General features: G+C 62.8%; 13 protein-coding genes and 1 riboswitch. Of the genes, 5 read left to right on the forward strand and 8 right to left on the reverse strand.

The annotated features are described in order from the left end of the window. Positions 1–277: 277 nt before the first annotated feature. Positions 278–388: riboswitch (glycine riboswitch) on the forward strand. 107 nt (positions 389–495) lie between these two features. After that, positions 496–1878 (forward strand): alanine/glycine:cation symporter family protein, encoded by a 1383-nt coding sequence (locus ACT5M9_RS17695; RefSeq protein ID WP_438550145.1) that lies wholly within the window; start codon positions 496–498, stop codon positions 1876–1878. A gap of 91 nt (positions 1879–1969) precedes the next feature. Here the strand turns inward: ACT5M9_RS17695 and ACT5M9_RS17700 are convergent, their stop codons facing one another. Beyond that, the gene (locus ACT5M9_RS17700; protein ID WP_457980619.1) at positions 1970–2698 is read right to left on the reverse strand and encodes a lipoyl protein ligase domain-containing protein; all 729 of its coding nucleotides are present in this window, start codon (positions 2696–2698) and stop codon (positions 1970–1972) included. Between the two features lie 91 nt (positions 2699–2789). Continuing rightward, complete coding sequence (locus ACT5M9_RS17705; RefSeq protein ID WP_457980029.1) at positions 2790–4190, reverse strand: nucleobase:cation symporter-2 family protein; 1401 nt, start codon at positions 4188–4190, stop codon at positions 2790–2792. 245 nt (positions 4191–4435) lie between these two features. Here ACT5M9_RS17705 and ACT5M9_RS17710 point away from each other — a divergent pair, with 245 nt between their 5' ends. Then, on the forward strand, positions 4436–5566 hold the full coding sequence (locus ACT5M9_RS17710; protein WP_438550142.1) for a GGDEF domain-containing protein: 1131 nt from the start codon (positions 4436–4438) through the stop codon (positions 5564–5566). A gap of 211 nt (positions 5567–5777) precedes the next feature. Then, positions 5778–7277 carry a methyl-accepting chemotaxis protein gene (locus ACT5M9_RS17715; RefSeq protein WP_457980027.1) on the forward strand — a complete coding sequence of 500 codons (1500 nt, stop codon included), beginning with the start codon at positions 5778–5780 and terminating at the stop codon, positions 7275–7277. A gap of 80 nt (positions 7278–7357) precedes the next feature. Here the strand turns inward: ACT5M9_RS17715 and ACT5M9_RS17720 are convergent, their stop codons facing one another. Continuing rightward, positions 7358–7606, reverse strand: a complete 249-nt coding sequence (locus ACT5M9_RS17720; RefSeq protein ID WP_457980026.1) for a YciN family protein — start codon at positions 7604–7606, stop codon at positions 7358–7360. A gap of 121 nt (positions 7607–7727) precedes the next feature. Continuing rightward, a complete protein-coding gene (locus ACT5M9_RS17725) occupies positions 7728–9107 on the reverse strand; it encodes an MATE family efflux transporter (RefSeq protein WP_457980024.1) in 1380 nt (459 codons plus the stop codon). 120 nt (positions 9108–9227) lie between these two features. On the opposite strand from ACT5M9_RS17725, the gene ACT5M9_RS17730 reads away from it, so the two are divergent. Further along, positions 9228–10085: a helix-turn-helix transcriptional regulator gene (locus tag ACT5M9_RS17730; protein WP_457980022.1), complete on the forward strand. Its 858-nt coding sequence runs from the start codon at positions 9228–9230 to the stop codon at positions 10083–10085. Positions 10086–10140: 55 nt separating this feature from the next. After that, entirely contained in the window at positions 10141–11835 is a 1695-nt protein-coding gene (locus ACT5M9_RS17735; RefSeq protein ID WP_438550137.1) for an NAD-dependent malic enzyme, read from the forward strand. Between the two features lie 83 nt (positions 11836–11918). Here the strand turns inward: ACT5M9_RS17735 and ACT5M9_RS17740 are convergent, their stop codons facing one another. The 4 genes from ACT5M9_RS17740 to ACT5M9_RS17755 form a co-directional block, all read right to left on the reverse strand. Further along, a complete protein-coding gene (locus ACT5M9_RS17740) occupies positions 11919–12992 on the reverse strand; it encodes an OmpA family protein (RefSeq protein WP_457980020.1) in 1074 nt (357 codons plus the stop codon). 228 nt (positions 12993–13220) lie between these two features. Further along, entirely contained in the window at positions 13221–14222 is a 1002-nt protein-coding gene (gene ompA / locus ACT5M9_RS17745; protein WP_438550494.1) for a porin OmpA, read from the reverse strand. Positions 14223–14666: 444 nt separating this feature from the next. After that, on the reverse strand, positions 14667–15686 hold the full coding sequence (gene ompA, locus ACT5M9_RS17750; RefSeq protein ID WP_457980018.1) for a porin OmpA: 1020 nt from the start codon (positions 15684–15686) through the stop codon (positions 14667–14669). 303 nt (positions 15687–15989) lie between these two features. Continuing rightward, positions 15990–16583 carry a hypothetical protein gene (locus ACT5M9_RS17755; protein ID WP_457980016.1) on the reverse strand — a complete coding sequence of 198 codons (594 nt, stop codon included), beginning with the start codon at positions 16581–16583 and terminating at the stop codon, positions 15990–15992. Between the last annotated feature and the right edge of the window lie 116 nt (positions 16584–16699).

Genomic DNA, 16699 nt, shown 5'->3' on the forward strand with positions numbered 1-16699 from the left:
AAAACCCCCTGTCGAGCGACAGTGGGAGCCGGGTCAGGTGCCGGGATATAACTTGTTGATAGTTAACAAACATGTATCATTTTTCCCAGCCAGGGGGGAGAAGGGAAAAAAGCCACTATGCCGGGGCAGGAGTGCGAGACAGCTCACAGTTTTTGGATTACCATGCCCGCTTCCTAATCCAAACTAGTTCGGATGAAGGTAGCAGGAGAGCGATGGGGGACCATCCACCGAAGAAGTGAATCTTTCAGGTACCGGGCAACCGGTGTGGACTGCTACTGGACGATACTCTGGAGAGACCCGTTAGATCGGGCGCCGAAGGAGCAAGGCACCAGGATTGCATCGCAATCTGGCGCCGGAAACTCTCAGGCAAAAGGACAGAGGGGATGGGATGGTTGTACCTGGGCTTGGCCCGCATCCGATCGCCTCTGGCCGATCGCGACACCTATGGGAAGATCATCCTTCTCCTCCTTAATCGCTGTTTTTTAAGGAGGATGCATGTCATCAATTCAATCGGCGCTCGCCGCCATCGATAGCTTTGTCTGGGGTCCGCCCCTGCTGATCCTGCTGGTCGGGACCGGTATCTACCTCACCCTTCGACTGGGTCTGCTTCAGGTCGTGCGCTTGCCCCTCGCCCTGCGACTGGTATTTGGTCGCGATCAGGGCCATGGCAAGCAGGGGGACGTCTCCAGTTTCGGCGCACTCTGCACCGCGCTCTCCGCCACCATAGGTACCGGCAACATCGTCGGGGTCGCCACCGCCATCAAGCTCGGTGGCCCGGGCGCCCTGTTCTGGATGTGGATGGCGGCCTTGTTCGGCATGGCCACCAAGTACGCCGAGTGTCTCTTGGCGGTCAAATATCGCCAGCAGGATGCCAACGGCCAGATGGCCGGCGGTCCCATGTATTACCTGGAGAAGGGGCTCGGCTCCAAGCCGCTCGCCAAGCTGTTCGCCCTGTTTGGCATCGGCGTCGCCTTCTTCGGCATCGGCACCTTCCCCCAGGTCAACGCCATCTCGGATGCCATGAGCCTCTCCTTCTCGGTGCCCCGCGAGGCAACTGCCGTGGTGCTGACCCTGATCGTCGCCCTGGTGACGCTCGGGGGCATCCAGTCCATCTCCAGCGTGTCGAGCAAGGTGGTACCCTTCATGGCCATCTTCTATATCCTGGCCTGCGCCGGGGTGTTGGTGAACAACGCGGGCGCCCTGCCGGACGCGGTGCTGCTGGTCATCAACAGCGCCTTCACCGGTCACGCCGCCACCGGCGGCTTCGTCGGCGCCGGCATCATGCTGGCGATCCAGTCCGGGGTGGCGCGGGGAGTCTTCTCCAACGAGTCGGGGCTGGGTTCGGCTCCCATAGCCGCGGCGGCGGCCAAGACCGACTCCTGCGTGGAGCAGGGTCTGGTCTCCATGACGGGCACCTTCATCGACACCCTGATCATCTGCACCATGACCGGCCTGACCCTGGTGGTGACCGGGGTCTGGAGCGGGGACTTGAGCGGCGCCGCCATGACCAGCCAGGCCTTCGCTCAGGGACTGGATGCCCAAGTCGGCCAGTACCTGGTGAGCATAGGCCTGCTGTTCTTCGCCTTCACCACCATCCTCGGCTGGAACTACTACGGTGAGCGCTGCACCGAGTACCTGTTCGGGGTCAAGGCCATCAAGCCCTACCGCCTCGTCTACCTGGTGCTGGTGGCGAGCGGCGCCTTCCTCCATCTGGACATGATTTGGCTGCTGGCGGATATCGTCAACGGCCTGATGGCGGTGCCGAACCTCATCGGTCTCATCGGTTTGCGCCACGTGGTGATCGCCGAGACCCGTGCCTACTTCAGTCGGGACCGGGACAGCGATACGGAATCCGAGCCCGAGCCGCAGACCGCCTGAGTCTGATTGCCCCGGCCGCCAAGAAAAAGCCACGACCCAGGTCGTGGCTTTTTTTATGGACGCTGTATTTGCAAGGAGGGACCTTCCCGCTCTATGCGGAAAGAGTCAGGGGGGGGAGTTGCCCTTCAGTTAGCAGGTTCTCCAATCGCGCTCGCACCTTGTTTACCAGCTCGGTCCCGCTACCCTGCCAGCGGATAGCGTGCGCGAGCGTGGTGGAGGTGCCGGGCAGGAAGCGCAGTTCACCCCCCGCCAGCTCGTAGAAGCGGCTCGCCATCCGGGTGCCTTCGTCCACGTCGCCCCCTACCAGCAGCATGGCCTGGGCCAGCACGGCCCCTTGATGATCCTGACCCGGTGCCAGCCAGCGCTGGGCGGTGCCGGTGACCTTGCGACCCTCGATCACCAGATTGTACTGACCGTCGCAGAAGGAGCCGGGCACGAAGTCGTAGCCCCCTTCAAGGTCGTGCTCCCCGAGCAGGGTCAGCAGCGGCGCCCCCAACAGCCGGTAGTAGTGGGCCAGATCCGTTGTGGTGCGGGGCAGGATAAGCGACAGGTTGAGGATGCCGGCGCCGTGGGGCACGGCGGTGCCGCCGCTGTCACGCACATACACGGGCCAACCCTCGGCGGCGAGCCGCCCGCAGGCCGCCTGATAGCGGGGCAGGCGCACGTCCTTGCGGGTGACGATGAGACACTGGGGCCCCTGCCAGAGGTGGGCGCGGGGTTGGCCGTCATGGGCGCACTCCCGCAGCCACTGCTGCTCCCTGGCCAATATCTGGTCAGGGGGGTGGCCGGCGGGCGGGGAAGGCTGCAGGGCATAGGGCATGAAGGGCATCCTTGGGCAGAGGCTGCCCAGCACAGTACCCGTGGCGGTCGGGGAGGTAAAGCCCCGCATGGCGGGGCTTCGTTGGAACCGATTAGGCGTGGGTCTGGCCGCGTTTGGGCAGCAGCAGATTCAATATGATGGCGGTGAGGCCACCGGTGGCGACGCCGTAGGAGAGCACGCTCTTGGCGAGCTCCGGCAGGTGTTGCAGCACCTCGGGCACCTGGGCTACCCCGAGGCCCATGGCAAGGGACACCGCCAGTATCATCAGGGCGCGGCGGTCCAGCTCCTCCCGGGAGATGATGCGCACCCCGGCGGCGGCGATGGTGCCGAACATGACGATGGTCGCGCCGCCGAGCACGGGCTCGGGGATCTGCTGCACCAGGCTCGCCACCGCCGGGAACAGGCCGAGCAGGGCCAGCATGGCGGCGATGAAGAGGCCGACGTGGCGGCTGGCCACCCCGGTCAGCTGGATGACGCCGTTGTTCTGGGCGAAGGTGGACATGGGGAAAGTGGAGAAGACGGCCGCCAGCATGGAGTTGGCCCCGTCGGCCAGCACGCCCCCCTTGATCCGCGCCATGTAGATGGGCCCTTCCAGGGGCTCGCCGGAGATGTCGGAGGTGGCGGTCATGTCGCCGATGGCTTCGAGCGCCGTCACCACGAAGATGATGGCCAGCGGCACGAACAGGTGCCAGTCAAAGCCGAGGCCGTAGTGCAGCGGGATGGGCACCATCACCAGGGGACCATCGAAGGTGGGTGCGCTCACCTTGCCCAGCATCAGCGCCACGGCGTAACCCACCAGCATGGCGATCATGATGGCGGAGAGGCGCAGCCAGGGGTTGCGACTGCGCTGCAGCAGCACGATGAGGCCGAGCACCAGCAGGGAGAGGAAGAGGTTGGTGTGGCTCGCGAAGCTGCCATCGGCGAGTGCCCCGTAGCCGCCCCCCATGCTGATGAGGCCGACCTTGATCAGGGTCAGGCCGATGAGCAGCACCACTATGCCGGTCACCAGCGGGGTGATGATCCGCTTGACCAAGTGCAGGAAGCGGCTCATCACCACTATGGTGAGGGCCGCCGCCAGCATGGTGCCGAACAGGGTGCCCAGCAGATCCTCGGTGGGCATGGCCGCCTGCTTGAGGGCGAGGCCGGAGGCGATGATGGGGCCGAGGAAGTTGAAGCTGGTGCCCTGCACCGACAGCAGGCCGGAGCCGAGGGGGCCGAAGCGGCGGGTCTGGATGAAGGAGGCGATGCCGGACATGACCAGGGACATGGAGACGATGTAGCGGGTGTCGGCGGCGGGGAGACCGAGGGCGTTGGCGATGATGAGGGGCGGGGTGATGATGGCGACAAACATGGCGAGCATATGCTGCAGGGCGGCGAACAGGGTCTGGGGCAGGGGTGGGACCTCCTCTATGCCGTAGACCAGCTCGCTGTGGGGGCGCCTGGGGGGATGGGGTTCGGCGACGGGGGCGCGCGAAACGGCTGCCTGTTCCATAGATACCTCAAATTTTGTGGGGGAGGGGGAGAAAAATTGGGCGCTATTGTAGTGATTGAAATGAGGCTTTCCAGCGTTAATTGAGCGGGAAAAGGTTTATTTTTTGATGGGTTGAAACGTTTGCGTGTGGTGATTATGATCTGCCGGTTTGCATGATGCTCCCCGACGGATAAATCAGGTCCCCGTGATGTATCCGTGTGAGGACGGTGTAGAATGAGCGCTCAGTTGTCATGTGGAGACTCTGGATGCTGAAGTTGTCGGAGTTTTGGAGCGCAAAGGCGCATTCTGAAGATTTTACCCTGACCCGGATGGGCTTCATGACGGTCCGTCTGCGGCTGCTGACCTGCCTGCTGATGGTCGGGCTCCCCACCTGGTCCCTGGTGGATTGGCTGACCCTGGCCCCGGCCCAGTTCGAAGCCTTGCTCCAGGCGCGTGTCTTCTGCCTGCTGGCGCTCTCGCCGCTCATCCCCTTCTCCTATCTCATCCACTTCAAGCGCACCAGGATGAAGTTGGCACTCGGCTACCTGATGGCGGTGATGATGCTGTTCTCCCTCATCTGCCTGCGTACCTTCGGATCCGAGCAGGAGTTGCAGGCGGGCTACATGGCCTTCCCCTATCTGCTCATCAGCCTGTTCGCCATCTTCCCCATACCCCTCTCCCTCAGCCTGCAACTGGCGGGGTGCATCCTGGTCACCATGCTGGCGGGCAACTGGTGGCTGGTGGATCAACCCCTGCTGGGCCTGCAGACCCTCAACCAGATCTGGTTGCTGGCGCTCTTTACCCTGGCGAGCGCCTGGGTGCAGTGCGGCCAGCTCAACATGCTGCTACAGCTCTATCGGGAGTCCACCACGGATGAGCTGACCGGCATGATGAACCGGCGACTGCTGATGAAGCAGATCGAGCAGGCCAGGGCGGCCTTGCTCAGCAAGGAGAAGCCCTTTGCCGTCTTGCTGCTGGATCTGGATCGCTTCAAGCGGATCAACGACACCTACGGCCACCTGGCGGGGGATGCGGTGCTCAAGGAGGTGGCGGCGACCCTGAGCGAGCAGCTGGAGCCCGACATGGTGCTCGGTCGCTACGGCGGCGAGGAGTTCTCCATCCTGCTGAGTGGCTGCGGCGATCTGGTGCAGGCGAAGCGGGTGGCCGAGCGGCTGCGGGTGGCGGTGGAGGCGCGCTTGGTGAAGAGCCCCACCTCAGACGAGCTGCTGGAGGTGACGGTGAGCATCGGCCTGACCCTGGCCCGGCGCGGTGAGGGCATAGAAGCCCTGCTCAACCGGGCGGACGAGTGCCTCTATCTGGCCAAGATGGCGGGGCGCAACTGCGTGATCAGCGAAAGCGCCTTGCTGAACAAGCCCTTCAACGCCAGCGTGGCCTGAGGGGCCCGGCCCCTTCTGTTCTGAGGCTCCTGCTCCTTCCAGACGCCCCTGTGGCGTCTGGCCACGGATCCCGACCGGCCATGCCATCCCTGGCCGGTCACAGGCTTCCCCTCCCGCGCCTTCAAGATTATTCACCGTTTCATCATCGGCTCTCCGGGCGGCTTCTATCCTGTTACAGGATGAAATTGCCGACATCTCAAGGAGATAGCCCATGACGGCCACCACCGATTTTAGCGACCATTATCGCAGTAGCGACAGGATCATGCTGGGTTTGCTCTGGTTTACGCTGCTTTGTTCTGGCGGATTGGCCTTCTGGCACCAGACCTGGCTGCAGACGGCCCTGATCGGGGCGCCGGTCTGCCTGCTCCTGACGGCGCTCTACCGGGGGATAGGGGGCACCCGGCTGATGCGCTGTCTCATCGGGGTCGGGCTGATGGTGATGGCGGCGTTGCACATCAATCAGGCGCGAGGGGTCATCGAGATCCATTTCGGCATCTTCGTGCTGCTGGCGGTGCTCACCTTCTATCGGGACTGGCTCCCCATCATCGTCGCGGCGGCTGTGATCGCGGTGCACCACGTGCTGTTTCATGTGCTACAACACGCCGGCTTCCCCGTCTATGTGATGGCCACCCACGGCGGCTGGGGGATGATCTTCCTGCACGCCTTCTACGTGGTGATAGAGAGCGGGATCCTCATCTACCTGGCGCGGCTCAGCCTGGCGGATGCCACCGAGAATCAGGAGGTGCTCGGCAAGGTGCTGATGGCGGCCAACCAGCTGAACAAGGGGGCCGGGGCCCAGGCCGGTGAGGAGGGGCTCAGGCTCTCCTCCGGGCAGCGCTTCGACCGCTTCCTCGACCAGGTGTCCAACCTGGTGGACGGCGTGGTGCGCGACAGCCGCAATCTGGGGGGGCTGAGCCAGGAGTTGGCCCGAACGGGTTCGACCCTGGAGGAGGGGGCCAGGCATCAGCTGGATGAGGTGGCGCGCATGAGCGGCGACATGGCGCTCATGCTCTCGGCCATGACGGAGATCGCCGCTCAGGTTGAGCACACCCTGCGGTGTGCCGATGAGGCCAGCGATCAGGTGGGCAAGGGGCGGGCCAGCGTGGTGCAGACCGGGCAGGACATCGAGGCGCTGGCGCTTTGCATGGATGAGACCGACAAGACGGTGGCCTCTCTGGCACGGCAGACCAGCCAGATAGGCAAGGTGCTGGAGGTCATTCACGACATCGCTCAGCAGACCAACCTGCTGGCGCTCAATGCCGCCATCGAGGCGGCCCGAGCGGGGGAGCAGGGGCGGGGCTTTGCGGTGGTGGCCGACGAGGTGCGCCACCTCTCCGAGAAGACCTCCGTCTCCACCCGCGAGATCCAGCAGATCATCGAGGGGCTCCAGCAGGGGAGCCGTCAGGCGGCCGGCGCCATGCAGAGCAGTCGGGAGGGGGTGAGCCGATGCGTCCTCGCCAGCCAGTCGGCGGTGGCGATGCTGCAGGTGGTGGCCGATGACATCGACAACATCAACCGTTTCAATGGCCAGATAGCGGCCACCACCCAGGCGCAGTCCAGGGTCTCGGCGGAGATAGGGGAGTGCCTTGGACGGGTCCAGCAGATTGCCGAGTGCAACGCCGGCAACATAGCGGCCCTGACCCGCAGCAGCCAGTGCCTGCCTCCCCTGGCGCAGCGGCTGGAGAACCTCGGTCGGGCCTTTCACGAATGACAGGGTCCCCCGGCGCGGATGCCGGGCCAGAAATGCAAAATGCCACCCTGGGGTGGCATTTTCACGAGCGCAGCGGGCGTTTACACCAGACGGTATTTGCCCGACAGCTGCTGGGCCAGCAGCTTGAACATGTTGAACACCGCCATGGTCTTGCCGGTCGGGGTGCCATCCTCGCCGAGGAAGAACTCCCCCTTGAACACCAGGATCTCCCCCTTCTGCTCCACGGCGTCGGCGCGCATGCCGTGGATGAAGTCTTCGTGTTCCCGGATGATCTTGTTGGCCATCTCCAGCAGGGCAGTCTCGGTGATCAGCTCTTTTTCGGGTTGCATGCTCGTCTCCTTAAACGACTACTGACGGGGCAAGGGTGCCCCGTCGCTGATTGAAGAGGGCAAAGCATACTGCAAAAGGGGATTTTCTGTCATTGATATGACCCCGCATTTTGCCCACGCATCAGCCCATCACCAGGTTCTTGAGCCAATGGCGCTGGCGAATGCGGCGCTGCACCAGCAGCACCTTGCACAGCTCCTCCAAGAGCACCACGGCCACCACCCAGGCGAGGGGCCAGCCGAGCAGGCTGACCGCCACCCAGGCCAGCGGCAGGCCGATGCACCACATGCCGACCACGTCGATGAAGATGCTGTAGTTCACGTCGCCGCCGGAGCGCAGCACCCCGACGATACCCACCATGTTGAACACCTTGAGCAGCATGCCGATGCAGAGGATACCGAGCACCTGACCCGCCTCTCCCATCAGCTCGGCGGGCAGGTTGCCCACCCACTGAAGCAGGTTGGTCTGCACCATCCAGACCGCCATCCCGACCAGCAGGGCACCTATGGGGGCCAGCAGCAGGAACAGTTGGGAGTGCTGCCAGGCCTCGTCATATTCCTCGGCCCCGAGCCGGTGGCCGAGCAGGGTGGAGCAGGCCACCGCCAGCCCGAAGAAGAGGGAGATAAGGATGCTCTCCAGCGTCCCCAGCGTGGTCATGATGGCGAGGGAGTCGGTGCCGAGATGGGCATAGAGGAAGCCGTAGAGCAGCATGCCGAAGGCCCAGAGCCCGTCGTGCAACAACAGCGGCAGGGCGATCAGGGTGAAGCGCACCACCTCCTTGCGCTGGAAGGCGGCGAGCCAGTCCGCCAGGCGCGGCACCAGCCTGGGCTCCTTGCGCAGCACATAGGCCAGCAAGAGTGCGGTTTGCAGCAGACGGGAGATGGTCGTCCCCCAGGCCGAACCCGCGACGCCCATGGCCTCGAAGCCGAAATTACCGAAGATGAGGGCGTAGTTGAGGATGACGTTGGCGATGATGGCGATGATGCCGATGCGGGTCGGCGCCGCCGCGTTGCCCACCGAGCGCAGGGCCGCCTCCAGGGGCACCACCACGGCGGTGCAGAGGATGGTGGCCCCCGTGATCATCAAAAACTCGTCCGCCAGGGGACGCAGCACGGGATCCTGGCTGGCGAAGCCCAGCACGCTGCCCGGCGCGAGCACGTAGACGAGCGCAAAGGGCAGGCTCACCAGCAGGGCGCCCACCAGCGCCAGCGCCAGGGAGCGACGCACCCCCGCCAGATCCCCGCGACCGTAGTATTGTGCCGCCAACACCGAGACCCCGCCGGAGAGCCCCGCTATCACCAGCAGGTTGAAGAAGAAAACCCGGTTACCCAAGCCGACGGCCGCCACGGCCGTGGTGCCAAGCTGGCTCACCATCATGATGTCGATGAGGCCGAGCAGGGAGAACATCATGGATTGCAGCGAGACCGGCAGGGCCAGCCGCCACAATCGGGTCATGAACTCGCGATCGGTGGTTTGTTTTAAAATCGCTTGCCAATAATTCATATCTGTTAACCGGGTTGGTAAAAGATGATATTCATCGGAGGTATGATAGGGGTAGTTGCGAGGGTTCCCACTGTGAGCGACTCTCGGCTTTCTTGTGCAAAACTATCTTGTTGAGGTGCCATGAGCTTTGCGAGCGAGTGCCTGGAAATCGCACCGGGCTGTGACGAGCGGATGCTGGGGCGCGAGGGGCTGCCCCTGCTCGGGGAGGCGGGCATCTTCCTGACCGGTCTCTCCCACATCCGGGATCACTACCTGATCCGCCGCAACCACCCCGAGTTTCACATCCTGATGGTGAGCCACGGGGAGGGGGGCATGCTGCTCACCGAGGCGGGGGAGCAGCCGATCCCGGCTGGGGCCCTGGTGTTCCTGCCCGCCGCCGTGCCGGGGGGGCTGCGCCTCGCGGGGGAGCAGTGGCAGACCAGCTGGATCCTGCTGGACGACGTGCCGCGCTGGCGCCACCTGCACCGGCTCGGCCACCGCATCTGGCTGGGGGAGGAGGGGGAGCAGCTCTATCATCTGCTCAGCCTGATGCAGGGGGAAGGGGTGAGATCCCCCCTGCAGCCCCAACTGCTGAGCCTGCTGCTGGCCCTGCTGGACAGAGCCTTGCAGGGAGAGGTGCGCGGTACCCCGGAGCTGAGGCTGCAGGCGCTGTTTCGGCGGGTGGAGGCGCGTCTGGACGAGCCCTGGAGCGTGGCCCTGCTGGCGGATCAGATGGCCTGCTCCGTGCCTCACCTGCACAGGCTCTGCCAGCAGGCGTTCGGCATGGGTCCCATGGCCTGGCTGACCCAGCTTCGGATGAACAAGGCGCGCCAGCTGCTGCTCTACACCAACTGGCCTTTGAGTGAACTCGCCAGCCGGGTCGGTTACAGCGATGGGGCCAACTTTGCGAACCGCTTTCGCCGCCTCACTGGTCAGACCCCCGGGGTCTTTCGTCGCCTGGGTCGCAAACCTTTTGCAACGGATGTGCAAACTCTTTGAAATTAGTGGCTCAAGCCCATAGGATCGGCGGGCCACACAGTCAAGGTACAGATCCATGTTTGAAGATAATAATCAGAAACGTCCTCTCTACATCCCCTACGCCGGTCCGGCCCTGCTGGAGACCCCATTGCTCAACAAGGGCAGCGCCTTCACCAGTGAGGAGCGCAGCAGCTTCAACCTGGAAGGCCTGTTGCCCCAGAACATCGAGACCATCGAAGAGCAGGCGGTGCGCGCCTATCGCCAGTTCATGGCGTTTGGCAACGACATGGACAAGCACATCTACCTGCGCAACATTCAAGACACCAACGAGACCCTGTTCTACCGCCTGCTGACCAACCACCTGCCCGAGATGCTGCCGGTCATCTACACCCCGACCGTGGGCAAGGCGTGCGAGGAGTTCTCCAACATCTATCGCCGCGCCCGTGGCCTCTTCATCTCCTATCCGGACAAGGACAGGATCGATGACATGCTGCAAAACGCCACCAAGCAGAACGTCAAGGTCATAGTGGTCACCGACGGCGAGCGGATCCTGGGCCTCGGGGATCAGGGCATCGGCGGCATGGGCATCCCCATCGGCAAGCTGTCGCTCTACACCGCCTGCGGCGGCATCTCCCCCGCCTACTGTCTACCGGTGGTGCTGGACGTGGGCACCAACAACCAGCAGCTGCTCAGCGACCCCTTCTACATGGGCTGGCGCAACCCGCGCATCTCGGGGGAGGAGTACGACGAGTTCGTCGACGCCTTCATCCAGGCGGTCAAACGCCGCTGGCCCGATATCCTGCTGCAGTTCGAGGACTTCGCCCAGGGCAACGCCACTCCTCTGCTCAACCGCTACAAGGATGAGCTCTGCTGCTTCAACGACGACATCCAGGGCACGGCCGCCGTCACCCTGGGTAGTCTCATCGCCGCCTGCAAGGCCTCGGGGGCCAAGCTCTCCGAGAAGCGGGTCGCCTTCCTCGGCGCCGGCAGCGCAGGCTGCGGCATCGCCGAGCAAATCGTGGCGCAGATGAAGGCCGAGGGGCTGACGGACGCCGAGGCCCGTGGCCGGGTCTTCATGGTGGATCGTTTCGGCCTCATCACCGACAAGATCCCGAACCAGCTCGCGTTCCAGCGCAAGCTCTCCCAGCCGGTGGAGCGCATTGCCGACTGGCCGGTGGGGGACAACATCTCATTGCTGGAGGTGATGGAGCACGGTCGCCCGGACATACTGATCGGCGTCTCCGGCCAGCCGGGTCTGTTCACCGAAGAGGTGGTCAAGACCATGCACAAGCACTGTGCCCGCCCGATCATCTTCCCCCTCTCCAACCCCACCTCCCGGGTGGAGGCGACCCCGGCGGATCTCATTCGCTGGACCGACGGCCAGGTGCTGGTGGCGACCGGCAGCCCGTTCGCACCGGTGGAGCACAAGGGCAAGCGCTATGTGATCGCCCAGTGCAACAACTCCTTCATCTTCCCGGGCATAGGCCTCGGGGTCATCGCCTCCGGCGCCAACAGGGTGACCGACGCCATGCTGATGTCGGCCAGCCGGGCACTCGCCGAGTGCTCCCCCATGGTGAAGGGGGAAGAGGGCTCACTGCTGCCGGATCTGGCGGACATCCATCAGGTCTCCCGCCACATCGCCAGGATGGTGGCCAAGACCGCCATGCTGCAGGGCAAGGCGGTGCAGACCCCGGACGAGGTGATAGACCAGGCCATAGAGGCGAACTTCTGGCGGCCGGAATACCGGCGCTATCGCCGCACCTCCTTCTGAGGAAGGGCGGGGCAACGAAAAGCAGAAGGGATGCATCAGCATCCCTTTTTTGTGCACGGTTGCGGTGAAGGAAAGGAGCGGGGTTACTGGGCCGGTTGCTCGGCTGCCGGCTCTGCGGCGGCGGGCTCGCTGGCGGCGGCAGACTGCACGCCGGTCACCCGTACCTCGACCCGGCGATCCGGGGCCAGACAGTCGATGAGGGCAGCTCTTGCCTTGACCGCATCACACTGGGTGCCGGTAACCGGGTTGCTCTCCCCGTGTCCTTCGATGCTGACCTTGTCGGCGGGCAGCCCCTTGCCGATGAGGAAGTTCGCGACCGTGCTGGCTCGGGCCTCTGACAATGCCTGGTTGTTGGCATCCGAGCCGATGCGGTCGGTGTAACCCATGACCACGGCATTGCCGTCCTTGGGTTTGACGTCGGCGATCTGCTGATACAGATCCTCCAGAGCGGCCATGCCCTCGGGTTTGAGCTCCGCCTTGCCGAAGGCGAACAGCACGTCCGAGCTCAGGTTGAAGGTCTGATCCACGGGCTCGGGGGGCGGCGGCGGGGGGACCACCAGGGGGGCGGCTACCGGTACGGCGGCCACGGTGCGGTTCGGGTGCAGCACCAGCTCTATGGTGGCCGTGCTGATGTCGCTGACCCAGCGCTGGGTGCCGCTGCCGAGCTTGTCGTTGTCCGGATCGTCGCCGACCCGCACCATATAGCGATAGCGTGCCTGGATGTCGACCCAGTCGTGCAGTCTGGCCGTCAGCCCGAGGCCCGCCAGGGGAGCCAGGTTGTCGTCACCGCCGTTGACGGACTTGACGTGATAGATGTAGCCGCCGCCCTCGGCGAACACCGAGAAGATGTCTCCAAGGGGCAGTCTGCCTATCACCGACAGGGTGGCCCCCTGGCTGCTGAAGTCGTTGCCTGCGATGTCCCAGTCACCGGTCGACAGGTAGCCGAGCTCGGCACCCAGGTTCTCGGTGAAGTTGTAGCCGCCGAAGGCGGTGATGGCGGTTGCATCCTTGCTGACGTCGTTGCTGAAGTCGTCGAGATCATGGGCGATGGCCCAGCCAGCCCCCACCCCCAGATACCAGTCGTGAACGGGTGCCGCCTGGGCCGCTCCCGTCGCCAATGCCAATGCAATCCACACGGGTTTCAGTCTTATGTTCATCGCGTTTCCTCGTCGATGTTGGGTGTTATAGGGCTCCCAGCCCTTTGTTATATAAACCACCATTATGTATAGGCGATAACCGCGCTTTGACCACTTAAGTGGCGCATCTGTATGGAAAATTTGTGAGGAGGCAGGCAAGTATGAGGGGGCGTCCGGCGATAGGGGGAGGAAACGAAGGCAAATAAAAAGGGGCCGAGTGGCCCCTTTTTTCGGATGCGATGATGTCGCTTATTGCTGGACTTCCTGCACGCCGGTGACGCGCACTTCCACGCGACGGTCCGGCGCCAGGCAGGAGATCAGCTGGTTCTTGCCCTTGACCCCGTCGCACTGGTTGCCAGTGACCGGGTTGGCTTCGCCACGACCCTCGATGGAGACCTTGCCGGCTGGCAGGCCCTTGCCGACCAGGAAGTCAGCCACGGTGCGGGCACGGGCTTCGGACAGCTTCTGGTTGTAGGCATCGGAACCGATACGGTCGGTGTAACCGACGACCACGGCGCTGCCATCCTTGGGTTGAACCTCGACGATCTGCTGATACAGGGTGTTGAGGGCGGCAGCTCCTTCCGGCTTCAGGGTGGATTTGCCGAAGGCAAACAGCACGTCGGAGCTCAGGGAGAAGCTCTTGTCGACGACCACGGGCTCGGGAGCGGGCTCCGGCGCCGGTGCGGCTACGGGGGCAACATAGGCCTTGCGGTCCGGGTGCATTACCAGTTCCAGAGTGGCGACGCTCATGTCGGTCTGCCAGGTCTTCTGATCGTCACCCAGGTCCCAGATGTAGCGGTAGCGAGCCTGCAGATCGAGCAGGTCGGTCAGCTTGGCGCTGACACCCAGGCCGGCCAGCGGGGAGGTACCGTTGTCGCTGTCACCGTTGCCGTTGACGTGATTGAAGTAGGCACCGCCTTCGGCGAAGACGGAGAAGATGTCACCCATGGGCAGGCGAGCGATGCCGGAGAGGGTCCCGCCTTGGGTCTTGAAGTCGACGCCATCCACACCGGCCTTGCCGGCATAGAGGTAGCCGAGTTCGGCCGCGAAGTTCTCGGTGAAGTTGTAGCCACCGAACAGGGACAGGGCGGTGGCGTCCTTGTCCGCATCCAGGCCGAAGTCGTCCAGCTCGTGGCCATAAGCCCAACCTGCACCCATACCAAGGTACCAGTCGTCGGCCGCCTGAGCGGTGGAAGTTCCCATGGCTGCGATAGCCAGAGCAATCAGGGTTGGTGCCATTTTCATTTTCATCATTTTATCCTCGTTGAGTTGCCGTGCTACGGGCGTACTGCGCACTCTTTTGTTATACCGATCGCAAATGACACTTCATGTGCGACTCCGTGAATGGATCACAGACGGCCTGAATAAAAAATGGATGGTAACCAGGATTCTCATGAAGCCTTCACTCCATGGACAACTAACCGGGCATTGAGCACTTTTAATAGTTCATCCAATGTCTTACAAGCCGGATAACTGTATTCTTTTGACTCGGTATGATCAAGTTTCTGAACAGATAAGCAACAATGGGGGGCGGTGCGAGGGAGCCTGGGCCAGGGGGAAGGATGGCGAGGTAACGGGGGAAAGAATGCCGGTGAGGGGCTAAGACAGAAGCTGACGCCAGGGCGGGGTCAGCGACAGGCAAGCAAAAGGGGATGCCATGGCATCCCCTTTTCGCATTATCTGAACGAAATCAGATTATTGCTGAACTTCTTGAACGCCGGAGATGCGAACTTCTACGCGACGGTCCGGAGCCAGGCAGGAGATCAGCTGAGCCTTGGCCTTGACGCCGTTGCACTGGGTGCCGGTGACAGGGTTGGCTTCGCCACGACCTTCGATGGCAACCTTGCTGGCAGCCATACCCTTGCTGACCAGGAAGTTGGCAACGGTGCGGGCACGCGCTTCAGACAGCTTCTGGTTGTAAGCGTCGGAACCGATACGGTCGGTGTAGCCAACAACAACGGCGCTGCCGTCTTTCGGCTGGAACTCGACGATCTGCTGGTACAGAGCGTTCAGGGCATCTTGACCTTCAGGCTTCAGGGTGTCTTTGCCGAAGGCAAACAGCACGTCGGAGTTCAGGGCAAAGTTCTTCTCGACAACTTGCGGAGCCGGAGCCGGAGCTTCTTCAACTACCGGAGCCGGAGCCGGCGCTACGTAGGAAGAACGGAACGGGTGGTATACGGCTTCCAGGGTAGCGATGCTCTGGTTGGACTTGTAGCGAACGTTGTCGGCGTGCAGGTCAGCCACGTCCCACATGTAGCGGTAGCGAGCTTGCAGATCCAGAGCGTCGTTAACCTTGTAGGTCACACCGGCGCCAGCCAGCGGGGATACCTTGGTATCGCTGGTGCCCATACCGTCGGTGTGACCCCAGTAGGCGCCGCCTTCAGCGAACAGGGAGAAGTCGTTGCTCAGCGGCAGACGAGCGATACCGGACAGGGTGGCACCCTGGCTCTCGTAACGGTTGCCATCGGTGTTACCACGGCCGGTGTACTGGTAGCCCAGCTCGGAACCGAAGTACTCGTTGAAGTTGTAACCGGTGAATACGTTGACGGCAGTCGCGTCTTCTTCGCCGTTGGTCACGCCTTCGATCTTGTTCAGACCGTTGAAGTGGGTAGCACCAACGCCGGCACCGAAGTAGAAATCATCAGCGGCGTGCGCTGCGGTTGCACCCATGGTAGCCATAGCGATGGCGATCAGGGAAGGAGCCATTTTCATCATAAAATTATCCTCGTTGAGATGGCACGTATGACGTGCTTCGCACTTTTTAATTTATGTAAGCTGCTGGCTCTGCCGATTAACGATGGTTGAATCGGGCAGGGATCCCGGTTCCTTCCAGGAGGCACGCATCTGGGTGCACATGTGAATGGTTCGCATTGTCACCAATGAGCGCTCCACCACAAACAGCCGTGTCATTCCGATGACGTGGCGCACTCTAAGCCCATTTCAAAACATGATCAAGCTCACAGATAACTCATTGGGCAGATTGTGTCGTGTGGATAACTGGCTGTTTATCCAAATTTATTAGTGATCCAAGTAGGCGCGGTGCAGCTTTTTTTCAAGCTTCAAATAGGCCTGAATCCAGCCATTCTGCGAGGTCGCGCTCGATCCCCTCGCCGCGAATACCGCGAGATAATCGGCCTCAGTTGCTTCGCACAGCAAGGGTGTGAAACTGAGCAAAAAATGACGGGCCAGGTAGGGGTCGAGGGGCCAGATATTGAGGATGGCCCGCGCCACGGGCTGAACGGCGGCTGAACAGATGAAATGTAGGTGCCCCGCCTCCAGCCAGGCGGTCATCTCGCCAAGGGCCTGTTCGGGGACGATTCCCCCGTCTCCCTGCTCGCATGCAAGCTTCATGCGGTGACCATTGCCAAGCAGCAGGCTGCCATCTTCCTGCAAGACTCCATCGTGACCACGCAGGGACACGGCCGCGGGCTGCTCCAGATAGAGGCTGCACCTGTCCGACAAGGCCGCCAGCACAGACGCCACCTCGTTTTGCAAAGAGGCGGGCAGCCAGAATGCCTCGGCCCGGGCTTGCTGGCTCTGGCTGAGTTGGAGGGTAATGGATGCGGGATCCGAATCCGGATGGAGACGGGAGATGATGCCGGGGAAAGCCATGCTGATTACTCTTTAAGGGATAACTGGCGGATTATACGGGGGATGACCATGGCGACCATAAAGGTTTCTCTTCGAGACTGTTTACCTGAGGCGACGCAGCGATTACCATCCCCGAT

The sequence above is a fragment of the Aeromonas sp. AE23HZ002T15 genome, assembly GCF_054165525.2.